Raw genomic sequence first — 15,197 nt, 5'->3', positions numbered from 1 at the left:
GACAACGATTCTACGGTCTGCCCTAAAGGGCAGAGTCAAGCATTTTCGGACAGGAATGAAGCGATTGCAGGCACTGAGCCGCCTGAGCAATTTTCGCTTCCAGCGCCTGCTTTTCCAGCTCAAGGGATTGCTTGACCTCAGTCAGAAACAAGCCGATTCGCTGCCAGTCGAGTTCACCATCATGATAAACAATCACATCTTTGAGCCGGGCTAACGTCACTCCCAGTGATTTCGCCTCAACAATCAGTTTCAGGGCTTCAACATCCTGGGCGCGGTAGACCCGGTAGCGGCCGTGCCTCGCCGGAGGCTGGATCAGCCCTTTTTTCTCATACAGACGAATCGCTTTGACGGAAAGCCCCGTTTGTTTGGCGACGGCTCCAATATACATCCTCAGTAACTCCTCCTAACCCCTTCAAACGATTCGATATCGGCTCACGCTCAACTTCAGTGAAGCCGGGCTCAGCGGTTACTCGATATCCCGGACATCAAAGCGGCCGTTGTAGAAATCGATATTCATAATCCGCTTTTTCGCCGTGTCGACCCCAATCCGGCCGTCGCACAGGCTGTGTTTACAGTCTTCATGCTCCACCCGGACCTCAATATCTTCCACCATGACCGTGGCCGATGGGAAAACAAATTCGACAGCATCCAGACTGGCGGTTTTCTCTTCCTTGCCTTTGCCACCCAACCCGGAAAACTGTTTAGACTTCCAATCCAGATCATTTATCGCATGGCGGGTCAAGTATCGCTCCGTCACCTGGCTACGCATCGCTCCGGTATCTAAAAACCACAGCAAGTCGCCTTTTTCCGCCGACTGGGTCAGCACCATAGGATCATCAAACAGCCACACCAAATTGGTTGGTTGACCTGTTTTTTTGACCGGCTGCTGGATCAGCAGTGACTTGTCGGCAAAATTAAACGTCAGGTTCATTTTCTTCAGCACCGGCCAGCCGATAATACCATCGAGCTGATACCAGCTGATTCCCAGTAACCGCTGCTCAAGCGCTTCATTCTCGACAATCACCGCAGCCTGATGATGCAGCGCTGTCGGCCCCAGCCGGAAAGACGGCAGAATCGCCAGTTGGGCAAACACTTCGTTATCGGTTGCGGTATCAATTGAGACCTGGTGCTTCGGCTCGGCGACGATCCCCAGCTTATCTGCCACCCGCTGAGTGATCACATTGGTTGACGCCCCCGTATCCAGCACAAAATAAAATGTCTTGCCGTCAATCTGTACTTCCGCGCGCGGTAGCGTCACCAGGAAGTGGCTCTCTAGCGGGATCTCTCCTTGCTCAGCCACATATTCTAGTGCCGGTGCAGGTTGGTTGCGATAGAGCTGAGCCAATACCGCGCTGTCGTCACCGGGCTTAAGGATCCCCTGCGCGACCAGCTCCCGCAACTTCTCGAAACGTTCCAGCTCGGTCAGCAATGACACCCACAACGGCAACACTTGTTTATCCTGCTGATAACGCTTCGCGAGCGCCTGCTCAGCCGCGTCAAACTCAGCACGTTTCATTAGCGCATAAATCTCAGCAAATTGCTCTATTTTCACCGTCTCAGATTGAATCGTCATGGCGTCCTGGCTTGTGTTTATCTGAGCAGAATCAGCAGCCATCCCATGGCTGCTGATCAACAGGATCGGGAGTGCTGCCAGTAATTTTCGTATCGACACTCAATGTCCTTCCTTAGCATTGGCTTACATGACCTCCTGTCTGACAGTTCCCCACAGACAACCGGCCTCAGGAATACAAGATGACAGCTTTCATTCAGACCCGGTGCAACGGACGTGTCATCATCAAATATGAGACCGAACGTCCGTCGATCCGATACATGTCCGAGATCGACGCACACTGGGTGAACCCTTCTCGCTCATACAAGCGGCAAGCCGGCGCATTTGAAGACAACACCCATAAGTCGAGATATTCAAACGCACTATGGGTCGCGGCCCAGTCCATCACATATCGGATCAGCTTTTTGCCCAACCCCTGCCCCCGACACTGGCTATCCACGCCCATGCCCAAAAGTGCCCGGTGCTGGGTATTCGGCTCATCATGATGGCGCAAATCGATATGGCCCAGGATGCACTCTCCTTCCACGGCCAGCCAAATCTGACGCCAACCTGCCTCGCCGACTTCTTTGTCCATGCCATCACGAAAACGGCTTTTCATCGCTTCAGACAGTTCGAGCTGATCACGGGAGAGCGGGTGAAACAACGCTGTGTTTTTACTTCCGTTCTCTTGCAGCTGCCGGGCCAGATATTCAAAGAATCCCGGCAAATCTTCCTGTTGTGCCAACCTAATTTCCAACGTATTGCTCCTTGTCACTGTTGAATGCGACTTCACACACTCTTTATTGCATTCGTGGCCGATTAAAACACCATCACATGATCAACCAAGTAACGTCCACCCTGATAGACCAGGACCATTTCCGCAACGTACTCACCTTCAACCTTGCTGAATCCCTGCTTCCAGACGAAAGCCGCAGAGTCCGGCCGCTTGAACACGCAAACCGGGGTTCGCTCCGTGAAAAAGCCTTTCTCAGCCTGATATTGTTTACAGATCCGCTCTAAGTATTCCGGCATCACAATCTTGCGCATCCGCTCGGTAAAATCACGGGTATGCCTGGCATGATCGATGTCAGTCGAGCCTTGCATCAGGTTATCCATCAGCGGGTTGGCGATATCCCATAACGCCTGATCAGATAGCTGTCGAAAATCCATCGGGTTCTCCTGTCAAAATCACTTTACTGCCCCTCAAAATAGATCAAACATGCGCCAAACGGCGTTCGATCAGGCTTCGAGTAAGCAGCGCAACTCAGCTGATGTTCGGGTTGGCACAAACTCGGTGATCTCATATTCAGCCAGACCATGCTGATAAAACGGGTCTTGCGCCAGAATAGACTCCAACTGAGTCTGACTTTCAGCCCGCGCCAGGATCACCCCACCGGTTCTTGGATTTTTCCGCCCCGATGCCAGAAATGTCCCGTTGGCATATTCCCTGTCCAGGAACGCCACATGATCTTCGAGGTGCTGTTCAACTTCCTGTATTTCGCAAACGTAGTGCAATGAGACGACAAACATCCGATCTCCTTATTGTTTCAGTAACTTACTCATAATCCGTGATTGGGTCCCAAATCCCTGGTACTCATAAAATTGCTGGGCCTGACGATTAAATTCCATCACCTCCAGACGCATTTCGTCCGCCTGGTTTTTCACGGCCCATTGCTCCACCGCCGTCATCAGGGCCGCGCCAATGCCACTGCCCTGGCATTCTTCATCCACGACAATGGTGTTCACCCGACAGATTCGGTTTGCGTTCAGAAAACTGACATCCGTGTTCTGGGTCAGGCGCGCAACAATAAACCCACTCACCCGCGATTCGATTTCAGAGACATAAAAAATGGTATTTTCAGCCGCCATCAGATCGAGCCAAAACGCACTGCCGCTGTCACTTCGGGCAGGATCGCTGAAGACATGCGGAACATGTCGGTAATGCAGTTGGTTAATCTGATAACCCAGGCGGCAAATCGCCTCAATATCGGCAGATGTCGCAATTCTTACGTTCATAATCAATTCCATTGAGCAAAGACCGGGTATCTTGACCCGGTCTTTTCATTCCTTCAGGTTAAGCGCGGCACGATGCCTCGATTAATGGCGCTCTTTGACGGTAAATTTTTTCAGAAAGTCACTGATGGTGTATTCGGACAGGTCAATCAACTCACCGGCATCATAGAAACGACCGTAACAAGTCGGACAGCTTTCAAACCAGATATGCGGCTGCTTCGGGTCAACCATCCGTAGCAGTTGATTGTTCGGACAAACCGGGCAATCAATGTGACCGATTTTGTTAAATTCTTTCCCGACCTCGATATCACCGGTATCCAGGCTTTCAGCAATCGGCTTCACATCTTCCAATTCATAAATATCGACCCATAAGCCCTTACAGTGGGTACACCGCTCCACGTCACCCAGTGGGGTGTGCAGTTGCTCAAAGTCAGATTTACATTTCGGGCACTTCATCGCCTATTCCTTTCCACATCATACTTACAGGGCACCGGATCACGCTCACACGGCTTACCAGCGCGCCAATCAGGCTGAAACTATAGCACTGAAATCAAGATGTTATAAATAATGTGACATCGTAAAATTGTATCCCATATCATATTTGGTGAATAATCTGGCAATACGCCACAATTTGCACCAGCGATTCACTCATTGGGAGCACGATTTGAAACCATCGGAAGTGATGCATGCTTACAATCAGCATGAACGAAAGGACGCGAAGTTTTCCGGCTTTAGCAAAGTCGAATCCCCGCACTTGGTGAAGTTTATCTCACAACACGGTCCCGGCAGTTTTGTCAGTTTTCACTGTTTTTCTGCCGACGAAGCCAATGAGCGGGTAGCGAATGAGATCGCGGCCTTTTCCCGGTTAGGTCAACCTTTTGAATGGAAAACCTACAGCACCGACCATCCGGCAGACCTTGGTGCGACACTGCTTGCCCATGGTTTTACCCGGGAGGCCTCTGAATCCTTCATGGTTCTGTCGTTGGAAACGGTCGAAGCATCACAGCCCGTACCGGACTGTGTGGTCGAGGTTAGTAATATTGATGGTATTCGTGATGCAATCCAGGTTCAGGAGCAGGTCTGGGGCGGTGATTTAAGCCATCAACTGTCGCACTTAATCCAGGCCAAGCAACAAACACCCGACGATATCACCATCTATGTGGTCTATGAGCAAAGCCGGCCGGTGTCTTCGGCCTGGATCGTCTATCGTGACGAGAGCCCGTTTGCCAGTATCTGGGGTGGGAGTACCCTGGCAGCTTTTCGTGGCCGGGGCTACTATTCTGCCCTGCTGCATCAGCGGATCAACGATGCTAAACGGCGCGGTAAGCAATTTCTCACCATTGATGCCTCTGATATGAGCCGGCCGATTGTCGAAAAGCACGGCTTTCAATTGATCGCCACGACTACGCCCTACATCTATTGTCTTCGTTAAGACCAGCTCCCTGCATCTTAGCGCCCCGGTGCCATTCAGCCGATAAGTGACGGCGTCACTTATCGGCTGTGTCGTTGGCGCCATTTGCCAGCACCTTGTCGTCATCTGCGAATGTGTGGCGCGATCAGATTTCCTAAAATAAACCTATCAACACCACACAAGGCAAAGCACAATGACACAAGCAAACACAGCACTCATTACCGGCGCTTCTGGCGGCATTGGCATGGAACTGGCAAAAATCCACGCCCATCAAGGTGGCAATCTGGTACTTGTTGCCCGCTCCCGGGACAAACTTGAAGCGTTGAAGTCCGAGCTGGAAAGCCAGTACCCAATCCAGATCACCGTAATTGTGGCCGATCTAGCGCAGCCTGATGCTGCTGCAGCGATTTTCGAGCAGACGGAACAGCTTGGCATCCAGGTTGATACCCTGATCAACAATGCCGGATTCGGCGGACATGGCCTGTTTCATACGCGTGATTTAGCCGCTGAACAAGCGATGATGCAGGTGAATATGCTCTCACTGACCAGCCTGACGCATCTCTATCTAAAAGGCATGGTTACCCGTCGTTCCGGGCGGATCCTCAACGTCTCGTCAACGGCCTCTTTTATGCCGGGTCCGTTGCAAGCCGTTTATTATGCGAGTAAAGCTTATGTCACCTCATTCACCCAGGCCATTGCCGCAGAAGTTGCCGAATATAATGTCACGGCGACCACCCTGTGCCCCGGCGCCGTCGACACTGGTTTTGTCAGCGCCGGCGATCTGGAAGGTGTTGAAATTTGGAAGAAAGCCAAATCGGCCCGCTCCGTTGCAGAATGCGGCTACCGGGCGATGGAAAAAGGCGAGTTGGTCAGTTTCAATGAAGGTGGCCTGAAATTCATGCTTAATTGGATTGTGCCGTTGCTTCCTCGTAAACTGGTCCTGAAAATGTCGCGTCAGGCGATGGAAAAAACAGCATAAGTTACCGGATAGCAGACAGATTGTCCGAGGAGTTTGACGATGAAAATAGCCAGCAAGTTTACGATCTCCCCCAATTGCAAAGTGCTGCTTAAAGATATGCAGCTCGAGATCACCGACGTGCTGCGCTACGCCAGGCTGCCGGCCGATCTGTTTCAGCAACCGCAGGCGGCGTTGTCGCCCCTTGAGTATTTCCAGCTCTGGCTGGGGATTGAGAAAGCAGCCGGTGACAGAGAGGTGCCCCTGTTACTGGCAGAGCACTTATCGGTTGAATCCTTTGATGCCCCGATCTTTGCCGCGATCTGCAGCCCGAACTTGAATGTCGCCCTAAAGCGGATCAGCCAATATAAGCCCCTGATCGGTCCGATGGTGTTAGATGTCACTCAGTCAGCGGCGGAAACCCAACTCGCCTTACACTGTTATGGCTATCAGGGAAACTTTCCCAGCAGCCTGGCCTTGGCCGAAATGGTCTTTTTTACTCAATTGAGTCGACTGGCGACCCGGGAGGCCATTGCTCCGATTGGAGTCGAGCTCACCGCGCTTCCGCAAAACCTGGCTGCCTATGAGGCCTATTTTGGCTGCCGGATCAAACAAGGCCAGCGGGTCGCGCTTCGTTTCCGGGCCGAAGATGCCGCTTTGCCTTTCCTGACCTCAAACGCCAAAATGTGGGACTACTTTGAGTCTTCCCTCAATCAGCAGCTGTCTGATCTGGATGCGTCTGCCGGTATGGTGGCACGGGTGAAGGCCGTATTGCTCGAAGCCCTGCCGAGCGGTGAAAGCTCGATCGAGGCCGTGGCTGATCGGCTGGCGATCAGCAAACGGACGTTACAGCGAAAACTCACCGCCGAAGCGGCCAGTTTTCAGTCCGTATTGCAGACAATGCGTACCGAGTTGGCCGATCACTACCTGGAAAAATCGCACTTGTCGCTGGGCGAAATTGCATTTCTACTTGGTTTTCATGAGCCCAACTCATTTATTCGCGCCTACAGCCAGTGGAAGGGAAACTCCCCGGGCCACTACAGAGAGCAATACCTCAAACACCATGCCTGAACGACGCTCCGTTTGTAGCAAAAATTCGAATTGATGGCATCGCTTCATCAATTCGACACTCAGGTGCCGTTATCGCCTGCTCGCGGTGATGTCATGGAGCTTTGCTGCCACTCTTCAAACCTGGACAGGTCCTGCTTCACTAACTTCAGGCAGGTCGCAATGACCATAGCATCATCAACCAGGCCAACAAACGGGAGCACATCCGGTAAGAGGTCCATCGGGTTAAACACATACAAGAGCGCAGCAACAATCGCCGCAATCGTGAACCAGGGGATCTCCCGATATTCCCCCTGCCAGTACGCTTTGATCAGTGCGAACATGGAAACCACAGCATTCAGATATTCCCGCAGTGCTCCGCTTGCTCGGACCTTGCGTTCAATCTCCTGCTCTTTATCCAGCACGGTTTCAAGATCTCGTTCAGTCACTTTGCCGGCACTGTCACGCAGGGTCTGATCGGCCTTTTGTTCAGTCATGTTGTTCATCTCGACTCCTCAATCAACATCCTTGCCCTGATTCAATGATAGCGACTCTACCCAAGGTAGAACTGGCGTCATCTGAAAAAACATTCACTCCAGTCCCCCCCAGTCCGTTCACCATACCACGCCCCCAAGTCCTATATTTGCCCTGGGCGAGCTGCTCAAACAAAAAATCCAGCCGTTGCAAATCAAGTAGCACTTTCGACACAGTACTCCTCACAAATAATAATTATTTCTGCCTTTGTCGATTCAGCTTGCCCCCATTCGACTAAGGTCTAGAAACAGGCCACATACAGAATCTCGTTCTCATTTCACACGGCAAGAGAAACGACATGAAAGTCATGGTGATCGTCAAAGCATCCCCCAGCTCAGAAGCCGGGAGCATGCCAAACGAAACGCTTTTAACCGCGATGAGTGACGACAATCAAAAGCTGGTTCGCTCCGGGATCATGTCAGCCGGCGAGAGACTGCCCAATGGTTTTGAGGACAAAGTCAGTAAGTGTAATTTTCTATAGGAGGTAAACATGAGTTATGTTGATGGATTTGTCTGCGCCGTCCCAAATGACAAGCGTGAAGCGTACCGCAACCATGCCGAAAAAGCTGCGCAGGTGTTTAAAAAATACGGTGCCGACAAAGTGATTGAATGCTGGGGCGATGATATTCCCGCAGGGGAAATCACCTCGTTCCCGATGGCAGTCAAATGCCAAGAGAATGAAACTGTCGTGTTCTCCTGGATCTGGTGGCCCTCCAAAGCCGTTCGCGATGAAGCGATGCCCAAGGTCTTTGACGACCCAATGTGCGACCCTAAAGTGAATCCGATGCCATTTGATGGCAAGCGGCTGATCTATGGCGGTTTCGAGGTCCTGGTCGACTGTTAATGTCCCCTCCCAGGAGCGTGGCGAATCACGCTCCTGGCAACAGCGCCGCCAACATCTAGCTCTCTCAACGCTCTGATGAACGTCATGTGCGGCAACCAGCCCCGCGCCAATGAATCCGGGTTGGTCTTTCAACTCGGAGACTTAGCCTTTATCGATACTTGCTACGATACGGCAACCGATACCTGGATCATCGAGCATATGAGCAGCCCCATCACATGATAGTGAACGCATGCGATTGGATGGTGCGATGCTTTTTCGGTGAATTATCGCGCAATCACATCATATTGCAGGTTTTTATTCATCATTCGCGTAGGGAAGCCGATGATTTTTATCACACAATTTGATATAAATCGACACGCATATCCGCATGTGTACATTCGGTTGCTTACGCGATTACTGCCTTGTTTACGCAGGCGTAACTTGTGGACGTGCGAGATTGTTTTTATCACCATAAGAGAAACAACATGGATAGAAAAATCATCGGCTTACTGTTAGGCATCGGTGGTGTTGCACTCTGGTTTATGCCCTTGGCTTACATTGACTTCGGTGGCTTTGGCGGCATGTTCAAGGGCGTTCAGCTCTACCAAGCCGGTCATCATATCGGTGGTCTTGCCTACTTACTCCTTTTCGCCTCCGCTTCTTGTGCAATCACCGCGTGGCTCCAACAGCAAACATTGGCAGCTATCTCAGCCGCTGTTGCCACTGGCATTAGTGTCTGGTTTCTTCTTCAAGCCGGCTCATCCGCAGCATGGGGCCTGATTGGATTAAATCTGGTATCAATCGCCAGTCTGGTGCTGGCCTTCAGAATGAAAAATACTTTGTTAATGAGCGAAGCCAGTCAAGCATCGCATTGATTCAGAAGGCGGCAGTTGCCGCCTTTTGCCAAATTTTTCAACAATGTGTGACCCACGAGACCATAAAGTATTCCCACAAACCGCACCGCAGATCCCCAATTGCAAACCTGCCCACAGCATGAAATAGTTTGTTTGAAAAAATCATGGAAAGGACACATATGGACAACCATCATCAAACACTGCTATTCGAAACCTTGTCAGCCCTCGCCCCGCTTCGTCAGGCGGATTTGCACGAGGCCCACACCCTTTTTTCATTTCGTCACTACCCACCGAAAACTGAAATTTTCTCCGCTGGTGATCTCGTCAGTGAAATTCACTTCTTATTGAACGGTATTGGCCGGTATTTTTATATCGATGCTTCCGGCACGGAACGTAACAAGTCTTTAGTCAGAACCGGCGGCGCTTTTGCCAGTGTCAGCTCACTGGTCGAAGGCCATGGCAGTCCGTTTTATGCAGAAGCCATCACCACCTGCACTGTCGCCTCGATCAACTATCAAGCTTTGATTGAACTTAGCGAACAGCACCATGCCTGGTCCGTTTTTTTGCGCCGGGTCTATGAACGACTGGTACTGAAAAAAGAAAAGCGAGAAGCGGATTTTCTGCTGCTCAGTGCACGGCAGCGATATGAGCAATTTCTGGATGAGTTTGGTGAAGAAAGCACCCAGATCCCGTTGCGCCATGTCGCTATGTATCTCGGGGTCACCGATGTCACCCTGTCCAGGATCCGCCGGGAGATGAATCTGACATCACATGGACTTAACATAAGTTAAGGTACTGGCACTGCTCTCCTTTTAAGCTTGACTCAACTTCTAAAGGAGACTCACTATGAAAAAGTTATTACCGCCAATCTTGTTTGTGATGTTTATCGTGACTATGTGCGTGCTCGGCTGGGCATTTGGCATGAACCACACCATTCCATCCCCTTACAATTTCATTGGTGCACTGTTCATCGTCGCCGGACTCGAACTGGCTGCAACCGGCAAGAGAATCTTTCAACAACGCAAGACCAATATCATGACATTTGATAAGCCGGATGTGCTGATCACTGAAGGCATTTTTCAATACAGCCGAAATCCGATGTATCTGGGGTTTGGCATCGCTTTGGCCGGCGTCGCCATCCTGATTGGCGGCTCCGTTTCCTCACTGCTGCTGACCGCACTTTTTTTGCTCATCACTGACCGGTGGTATATCGCGTTTGAAGAAAAAATGATGCGCGAAAAGTTCGGGGCAGAATATGACGCCTATTGCCAAAAAGTGCGGCGCTGGATATAGCTTTTGCAAACAAAAAAAGCTCGTCGCGACAAACGAACGACGAGCTGGAAAGCGTGTTCTCGCAGCCGAGTCCTCAAGATATGGTTTCAGGATCGGGCTGCTTGATGGCCTACTTCGACTGTTCTAGTAATGGCTCACCCGTTGAAATATGTTTTGCCTCACCGAAGTAACGTTTGATCTCAGCATTGACCTTGGGTGCAAGCAGTAAACCAGACACCATGGTTGGTACTGCCATCAGGCCATAGGCACCGATCAGGAACAGGAACACCACGTCCACCGACAGCACTGCTCCCAGAACTACCAGTCCCAGATACAAATACTTGTAGTATTCACCGGCCTTCTCGCCAAACAGATAGACGAAGCATTTATAACCGTAATACCAGAACGTAAAGACCGTGGTGAAGGACAGGATCAGCACCTGCAGCGCCAACAGCCAGGCGCCCGGTTGACCAAATGCTGCGGTAAACGCTGCCATGGTCAGGCTCACCCCCTGCATCCCTTCACTCTGATCAAGCACGCCCGTCACCAGGATCACCAGCGCCGTACAGCTGCAGACAATCAGGGTATCGATGATCGGCCCCAAACTGGCGACCAATCCTTCTCGCACCGGCTCATCCGTTTTCGCCGCACTGTGGGCCATCACTTCTGTCCCAATCCCTGCTTCATTGGAAAATGCGCCACGGCTAACCCCAACAATGATCACGCTCAGCACACCACCAAAGACAGCATCCGGAGAAAATGCGCTGTTGAAAATCGAGGTAAATACCGCCGGCACCTTCTCCGCATTCATCAAGAGTGCCAGCACAGCCATGACAAAATAACCACCGGCCATCAGTGGTACCAAGGCACCCGCTACATCGGCGACCCGCTTCAAGCCACCCCAAATAACCAAACCGACAAACACCGCCAGCACAATCCCAAGCGCCCAGGAAAAGCCAGTACTGGCCAACCAGGTGACTTCAGGGAAAAGCTGTGTCTGGATCACCGCCGAGAGCTGATTAATCTGGAATGACGGCACAAATCCCATCAGGCCGGCTACCGCGAACAGAACCGCCAACCACTTGAACTTTTTACCCAAACCTTCTTGTACCGTATACATCGGGCCACCATGAACCCGGCCTTTTTCATCCTTATGGCGATACATCACGCCCAGGGTACAGGTATAAAACTTAGTCGACACCCCAAGCAGTGCCGTGAGCCACATCCAAAAAACAGCGCCCGGCCCACCGGCACTCAATGCCAGCGCGACACCGGCAATATTTCCCAGTCCCAGGGTGCCAGAAAGCGCTGCAGCAAGCGCCTTGCGATGGGATAAGTCGCCACTGCCCTGGCCATCATCAAAACGGCCGGTTAATAACTCAAAGCTATGCTTGATGTAGCGAAAGGGGGCCAGCTTGCCATACAGGGTAAAAAACAGCCCACCACCGACGAGCAATATCAACATGGGCTTGCCCCAGACAAAACCAACGAAAGCGTTAATCCACTGTTCAATCATAACCAACGTCCTGTGTAAGATAAAATACCCTCAAACTCATAAAAAACATCACGAAACCCCAATCTCGAGAACCATAAAATACTTAGAAGCCTAAAGGTGATTTCAATTAAAAATGTCAGACAAAAAACGCCAACACCCTATAAAGATCCGGCCCAAATTACCAGGAAACCCGACACCAATGTGACAAATATCACACAAAAGGTCACAAAACCATCCCCAAAGAACAGCTAAATCATTAGAAAGCGAAATATTACAGGGCGATGAATATTATTATCAGAAAAGCAATTGAATGCACATTAAACAGCTGGTATAACAGCGATCGTCTATCACCCTGAATCACAGGGATAATGAAGGTAACCAAATGCAAATCCAGCTGAACCCGGAAAACATGTTAGAGATTCAGGAAGTCCCAGCAGTACACATCCCGCTCCAATTACTACTCGAAGCCGATCCTTGCGAGAAGCAAATCGCAACTTACCTGACAGGCTCTCTCAGCTTTATCGCCCGCCGGAGCGGAGAGATCCTCGGTGCATGCGTGTTAAAAGCGCACAATGAACAGCAAATTGAACTGTTCAACATTGCAGTAAACCCGCAAACCCAGGGCCAGGGGATCGGCGCTGCCCTGCTCCGTTTTGTCATTGCTGAAATGAAGGCACTTGGGTTCAAACAGATTGTCTTAGGCACCGGCACATTCGGTTATCAACTGACGTTCTACCAGCGGCTGGGTTTTCGGGTTGATGGTGTCATCAAAAACTATTTTATCGATCATTATGAGGACGCCATTATAGAGTGCGGTATTCAGCACAAAGACATGTTGCGGCTGGTGCTTGAACTCCATTAAACTGCTGCCCATTCATGCCCATTGCGGGCAAATCGTCTGGTTTGTCCCTGTCGTTCAAGCCTGATATTGGCTCACAACGGCACCATCTGCCAAATTGTAAGGAATATGCTCCATGACCACGCCCCCAACCAAGATCACCTTTTTCGAAATGCTGACGCCATTGATCGTGTCGGGGAAGAAGACCATCACCATCCGGGATGAATCTGAAAGCCACTATGTCCCCGGCAGCCAGGTCGAAGTCTTTACGCTGGAAACCGACAAGAAAGTCTGTGACATCGAGATTCTCTCCGTCGAGCCGATCCAATTTGACGACATAAACGAGTTTCATGCCGAGCAGGAGGCACTTGAGCTCTCCAGACTCAAAACGTTGATCCGCGAAATTTACCCGGACATCGATCAGCTCTATGTCATTACCTACAAGCTGATCAACAATGCCTGACGCTCCCCGCGTGCAGAGCTAACCCAACTGATAAGGACTGTCAGTGTTTCAACTCAAGACCGAACATTTTCTCATCCGCGATATGCGTCCCGAAGACGAGGACGCTTTCGTTGCCATTTCTCAGGATGAAAAATATCAACGCTTTTATGATGAATCCGATTGTGATCCGAATAAATATCGGGAACTGACTCAGCTCTTTATCGCGCAGGCTAAGGAGCTGCCGCGAACCAGTTATCAACTGGCGATTGAGCACCAGGCCGGCGGCGCATTCATCGGCACCGTCTGCTTGCGCTTAGAAGGCGATCAGCAAGCCTCGATGGGCTGCGGACTCTCCCGCCATCACCAGGGACAAAACCTGATGGTTGAAGCCGTTCAGGCCCTGGCAAATTTCGGCTTTCAGGAGCTGAATGTTCACCGGATTTTTGCAGAGACCATCAGTGAGAATAAAGCTGCAATTCGCCTGTGCCAGCGGTTAGGGATGCGAAAAGAAGCGCACTTTCACCAGCACCGTTTTTTCAAAGACCGTTGGTGGGATACTGTGGTCTACGCCGTATTACGAACGGAATGGGAGCAACGCCGTAACGCCTGACCCCCACCAAACCTCGACAGATCGACATGTGGTCAGCCGCCCTGCCTGGGCGGATGACCAACCTTTTTTAGTAATACTCTTTCCGGTAATTGTTTGTATTTTCAGCCCTCGTTGAATGATGATCATACCGCTTGTGAGGCTTATGATCTGAATCCGAGTCATCGGGTTGACTATTTCGCTGGTCATATTTCTTATTTTTTTCGGATCCGGATTGACCTTGGATATTACCGCGCAACTCACCGGATGGAAAAGCATCTGTATGGACATTAATGTAAGCTGCACCATTTTTGATTGCTTTTTTCAGTGCCTCAAAATCTCCGGCCACTACACCTTGCTCCGCGATTTCAAGCACACCATCACCGCTAATCATCCCTTGTAGCTTTTCACCTTCTCCCGGACAGGAAGGAACATTCGCCGGGGCATTTGAGCCATCATTCGTACAAAGGAAAGCAAGAACACCGCCATTAGCCCCAGGCTGGGCAAAGTGGATATGCGCAAACTTAATCGGGCCTGCAACATTATTATATTTAAATGTAAAGTAGAGCTTATCTTTCCCAAGCCTGGCTTTAAACATGCCGGAGCCCTCGGTCAAAACAGATGGGACCTCCTGAAAGCCGTCAAGTTGAGCAGCGTGATTCGTTGACCTGAAATAATTATGGTGGGCCAGGGCCGCACTGGTAAAAGCGACACCTAAACCAAACAGAAATATCTTATTCGCGAACTTCTTAGTCATTCCTGCATCCTCGTTGTTCATGGATTTCTTAATCACTCACGGGTGTTTACCTCTTATTATTTGATCAATCACTGTCCTTTAGTAATCAACAGTATGAACACGGCACAACACACAAATCCCACAGCGATGCCGATTGTTTAAGACAAATCTCAAGGCGAAGTATAGTTGGTAAATTCACCGTCAGACAGAGTATTGAGTTTTCAGGCAATCAACGACAGCAAATATATCCACATTTATAGTTTTTTATCTTGTGTGGCATGACTCACATCAGCACCAATATCATGTGGTTGCGTCCCTGATGAGGATCACGACACCAAGGGGTATTTAAGCGCTTCATGCTGTTACCCAAGATAAAACGCAACTAGAATATGACCGAGCACGCGCAGTGGAAACCGCGCTAACCATAAGCGAATCAAAGTATCTTGATTTTAATTAAGACCTTTTATGAAAAAGCTGTCATTAAAAAACAAAATTAATCACAAATGTTATTTTTCGGCAGCTGTTACCATCTAAATTCAATCCGAGACCTTAAGCCCATAACGCGGTAAAATTTATTTTTTATACCAACCGTGGTAAAAAATGATCACCTTAGATTTTTAAAAATCTCGAGTTCTTCGTTAG

General features: G+C 50.3%; 21 protein-coding genes. 11 read left to right on the top strand and 10 right to left on the bottom strand.

The genetic code is table 11. The features are described 5' to 3' along the window. Nucleotides 1–22: 22 nt before the first annotated feature. From NNL38_RS07375 to NNL38_RS07345, 7 genes are all read right to left on the bottom strand, one after another. Nucleotides 23–388, bottom strand: coding sequence for a MerR family transcriptional regulator (locus NNL38_RS07375; protein ID WP_255390365.1), 366 nt, complete (start codon nt 386–388; stop codon nt 23–25). 78 nt (nt 389–466) lie between these two features. After that, nucleotides 467–1,672, bottom strand: a complete 1,206-nt coding sequence (locus NNL38_RS07370; protein ID WP_255390364.1) for a retropepsin-like aspartic protease — start codon at nt 1,670–1,672, stop codon at nt 467–469. A gap of 94 nt (nt 1,673–1,766) precedes the next feature. Beyond that, nucleotides 1,767–2,306, bottom strand: coding sequence for a GNAT family N-acetyltransferase (locus tag NNL38_RS07365; protein WP_255390363.1), 540 nt, complete (start codon nt 2,304–2,306; stop codon nt 1,767–1,769). Between the two features lie 62 nt (nt 2,307–2,368). After that, entirely contained in the window at nt 2,369–2,719 is a 351-nt protein-coding gene (locus NNL38_RS07360; protein WP_255390362.1) for a hypothetical protein, read from the bottom strand. Nucleotides 2,720–2,788: 69 nt separating this feature from the next. Beyond that, nucleotides 2,789–3,079, bottom strand: a complete 291-nt coding sequence (locus tag NNL38_RS07355; protein WP_255390361.1) for a YciI family protein — start codon at nt 3,077–3,079, stop codon at nt 2,789–2,791. Between the two features lie 9 nt (nt 3,080–3,088). Further along, the gene (locus NNL38_RS07350; protein ID WP_255390360.1) at nt 3,089–3,565 is read right to left on the bottom strand and encodes a GNAT family N-acetyltransferase; all 477 of its coding nucleotides are present in this window, start codon (nt 3,563–3,565) and stop codon (nt 3,089–3,091) included. A gap of 81 nt (nt 3,566–3,646) precedes the next feature. Beyond that, on the bottom strand, nt 3,647–4,018 hold the full coding sequence (locus NNL38_RS07345) for a TFIIB-type zinc ribbon-containing protein (protein WP_255390359.1): 372 nt from the start codon (nt 4,016–4,018) through the stop codon (nt 3,647–3,649). A 208-nt stretch (nt 4,019–4,226) separates the two neighbouring features. On the opposite strand from NNL38_RS07345, the gene NNL38_RS07340 reads away from it, so the two are divergent. From NNL38_RS07340 to NNL38_RS07330, 3 genes are all read left to right on the top strand, one after another. Continuing rightward, complete coding sequence (locus tag NNL38_RS07340) at nt 4,227–4,994, top strand: GNAT family N-acetyltransferase (RefSeq protein WP_255390358.1); 768 nt, start codon at nt 4,227–4,229, stop codon at nt 4,992–4,994. Between the two features lie 172 nt (nt 4,995–5,166). Beyond that, nucleotides 5,167–5,952 carry an SDR family NAD(P)-dependent oxidoreductase gene (locus NNL38_RS07335; protein ID WP_255390357.1) on the top strand — a complete coding sequence of 262 codons (786 nt, stop codon included), beginning with the start codon at nt 5,167–5,169 and terminating at the stop codon, nt 5,950–5,952. A 39-nt stretch (nt 5,953–5,991) separates the two neighbouring features. Beyond that, on the top strand, nt 5,992–6,999 hold the full coding sequence (locus NNL38_RS07330) for an AraC family transcriptional regulator (RefSeq protein WP_255390356.1): 1,008 nt from the start codon (nt 5,992–5,994) through the stop codon (nt 6,997–6,999). Between the two features lie 59 nt (nt 7,000–7,058). Here the strand turns inward: NNL38_RS07330 and NNL38_RS07325 are convergent, their stop codons facing one another. Next, nucleotides 7,059–7,481 carry a YkvA family protein gene (locus NNL38_RS07325; protein ID WP_255390355.1) on the bottom strand — a complete coding sequence of 141 codons (423 nt, stop codon included), beginning with the start codon at nt 7,479–7,481 and terminating at the stop codon, nt 7,059–7,061. A 326-nt stretch (nt 7,482–7,807) separates the two neighbouring features. Here NNL38_RS07325 and NNL38_RS07320 point away from each other — a divergent pair, with 326 nt between their 5' ends. The 5 genes from NNL38_RS07320 to NNL38_RS07300 all read left to right on the top strand — a co-directional run bounded on the left by NNL38_RS07320 (nt 7,808) and on the right by NNL38_RS07300 (nt 10,479). Further along, nucleotides 7,808–7,990, top strand: a complete 183-nt coding sequence (locus NNL38_RS07320) for a YciI family protein (protein WP_255390354.1) — start codon at nt 7,808–7,810, stop codon at nt 7,988–7,990. A gap of 9 nt (nt 7,991–7,999) precedes the next feature. Then, nucleotides 8,000–8,353, top strand: a complete 354-nt coding sequence (locus NNL38_RS07315; RefSeq protein ID WP_255390353.1) for a DUF1428 domain-containing protein — start codon at nt 8,000–8,002, stop codon at nt 8,351–8,353. Nucleotides 8,354–8,817: 464 nt separating this feature from the next. Further along, a complete protein-coding gene (locus NNL38_RS07310) occupies nt 8,818–9,207 on the top strand; it encodes a hypothetical protein (RefSeq protein ID WP_255390352.1) in 390 nt (129 codons plus the stop codon). A 158-nt stretch (nt 9,208–9,365) separates the two neighbouring features. Next, the gene (locus NNL38_RS07305) at nt 9,366–9,977 is read left to right on the top strand and encodes a Crp/Fnr family transcriptional regulator (protein ID WP_255390351.1); all 612 of its coding nucleotides are present in this window, start codon (nt 9,366–9,368) and stop codon (nt 9,975–9,977) included. Nucleotides 9,978–10,032: 55 nt separating this feature from the next. After that, on the top strand, nt 10,033–10,479 hold the full coding sequence (locus tag NNL38_RS07300) for a methyltransferase family protein (protein ID WP_255390350.1): 447 nt from the start codon (nt 10,033–10,035) through the stop codon (nt 10,477–10,479). A 109-nt stretch (nt 10,480–10,588) separates the two neighbouring features. Here NNL38_RS07300 and NNL38_RS07295 read toward each other — a convergent pair whose 3' ends face one another. Next, nucleotides 10,589–11,974 (bottom strand): alanine/glycine:cation symporter family protein, encoded by a 1,386-nt coding sequence (locus NNL38_RS07295; RefSeq protein ID WP_255390349.1) that lies wholly within the window; start codon nt 11,972–11,974, stop codon nt 10,589–10,591. A gap of 361 nt (nt 11,975–12,335) precedes the next feature. Between NNL38_RS07295 and NNL38_RS07290 the strand changes: the two genes are divergently transcribed. From NNL38_RS07290 to NNL38_RS07280, 3 genes are all read left to right on the top strand, one after another. Next, the gene (locus tag NNL38_RS07290; RefSeq protein ID WP_255390348.1) at nt 12,336–12,815 is read left to right on the top strand and encodes a GNAT family N-acetyltransferase; all 480 of its coding nucleotides are present in this window, start codon (nt 12,336–12,338) and stop codon (nt 12,813–12,815) included. A 112-nt stretch (nt 12,816–12,927) separates the two neighbouring features. Continuing rightward, on the top strand, nt 12,928–13,254 hold the full coding sequence (gene yqfB, locus NNL38_RS07285) for a N(4)-acetylcytidine aminohydrolase (protein ID WP_255390347.1): 327 nt from the start codon (nt 12,928–12,930) through the stop codon (nt 13,252–13,254). A 43-nt stretch (nt 13,255–13,297) separates the two neighbouring features. Then, nucleotides 13,298–13,843, top strand: a complete 546-nt coding sequence (locus tag NNL38_RS07280) for a GNAT family N-acetyltransferase (protein WP_255390346.1) — start codon at nt 13,298–13,300, stop codon at nt 13,841–13,843. Between the two features lie 67 nt (nt 13,844–13,910). Here the strand turns inward: NNL38_RS07280 and NNL38_RS07275 are convergent, their stop codons facing one another. Continuing rightward, a complete protein-coding gene (locus tag NNL38_RS07275) occupies nt 13,911–14,576 on the bottom strand; it encodes a CHRD domain-containing protein (protein WP_255390345.1) in 666 nt (221 codons plus the stop codon). Nucleotides 14,577–15,197: the final 621 nt, after the last annotated feature.

It is taken from the genome of Photobacterium atrarenae, assembly GCF_024380015.1.
GTDB classification, from domain to species: Bacteria; Pseudomonadota; Gammaproteobacteria; order Enterobacterales; family Vibrionaceae; genus Photobacterium; species Photobacterium atrarenae.
The sequence above is the reverse complement of the archived record's forward strand: the minus strand, read 5'-3'. Positions and strand labels throughout refer to the sequence as shown.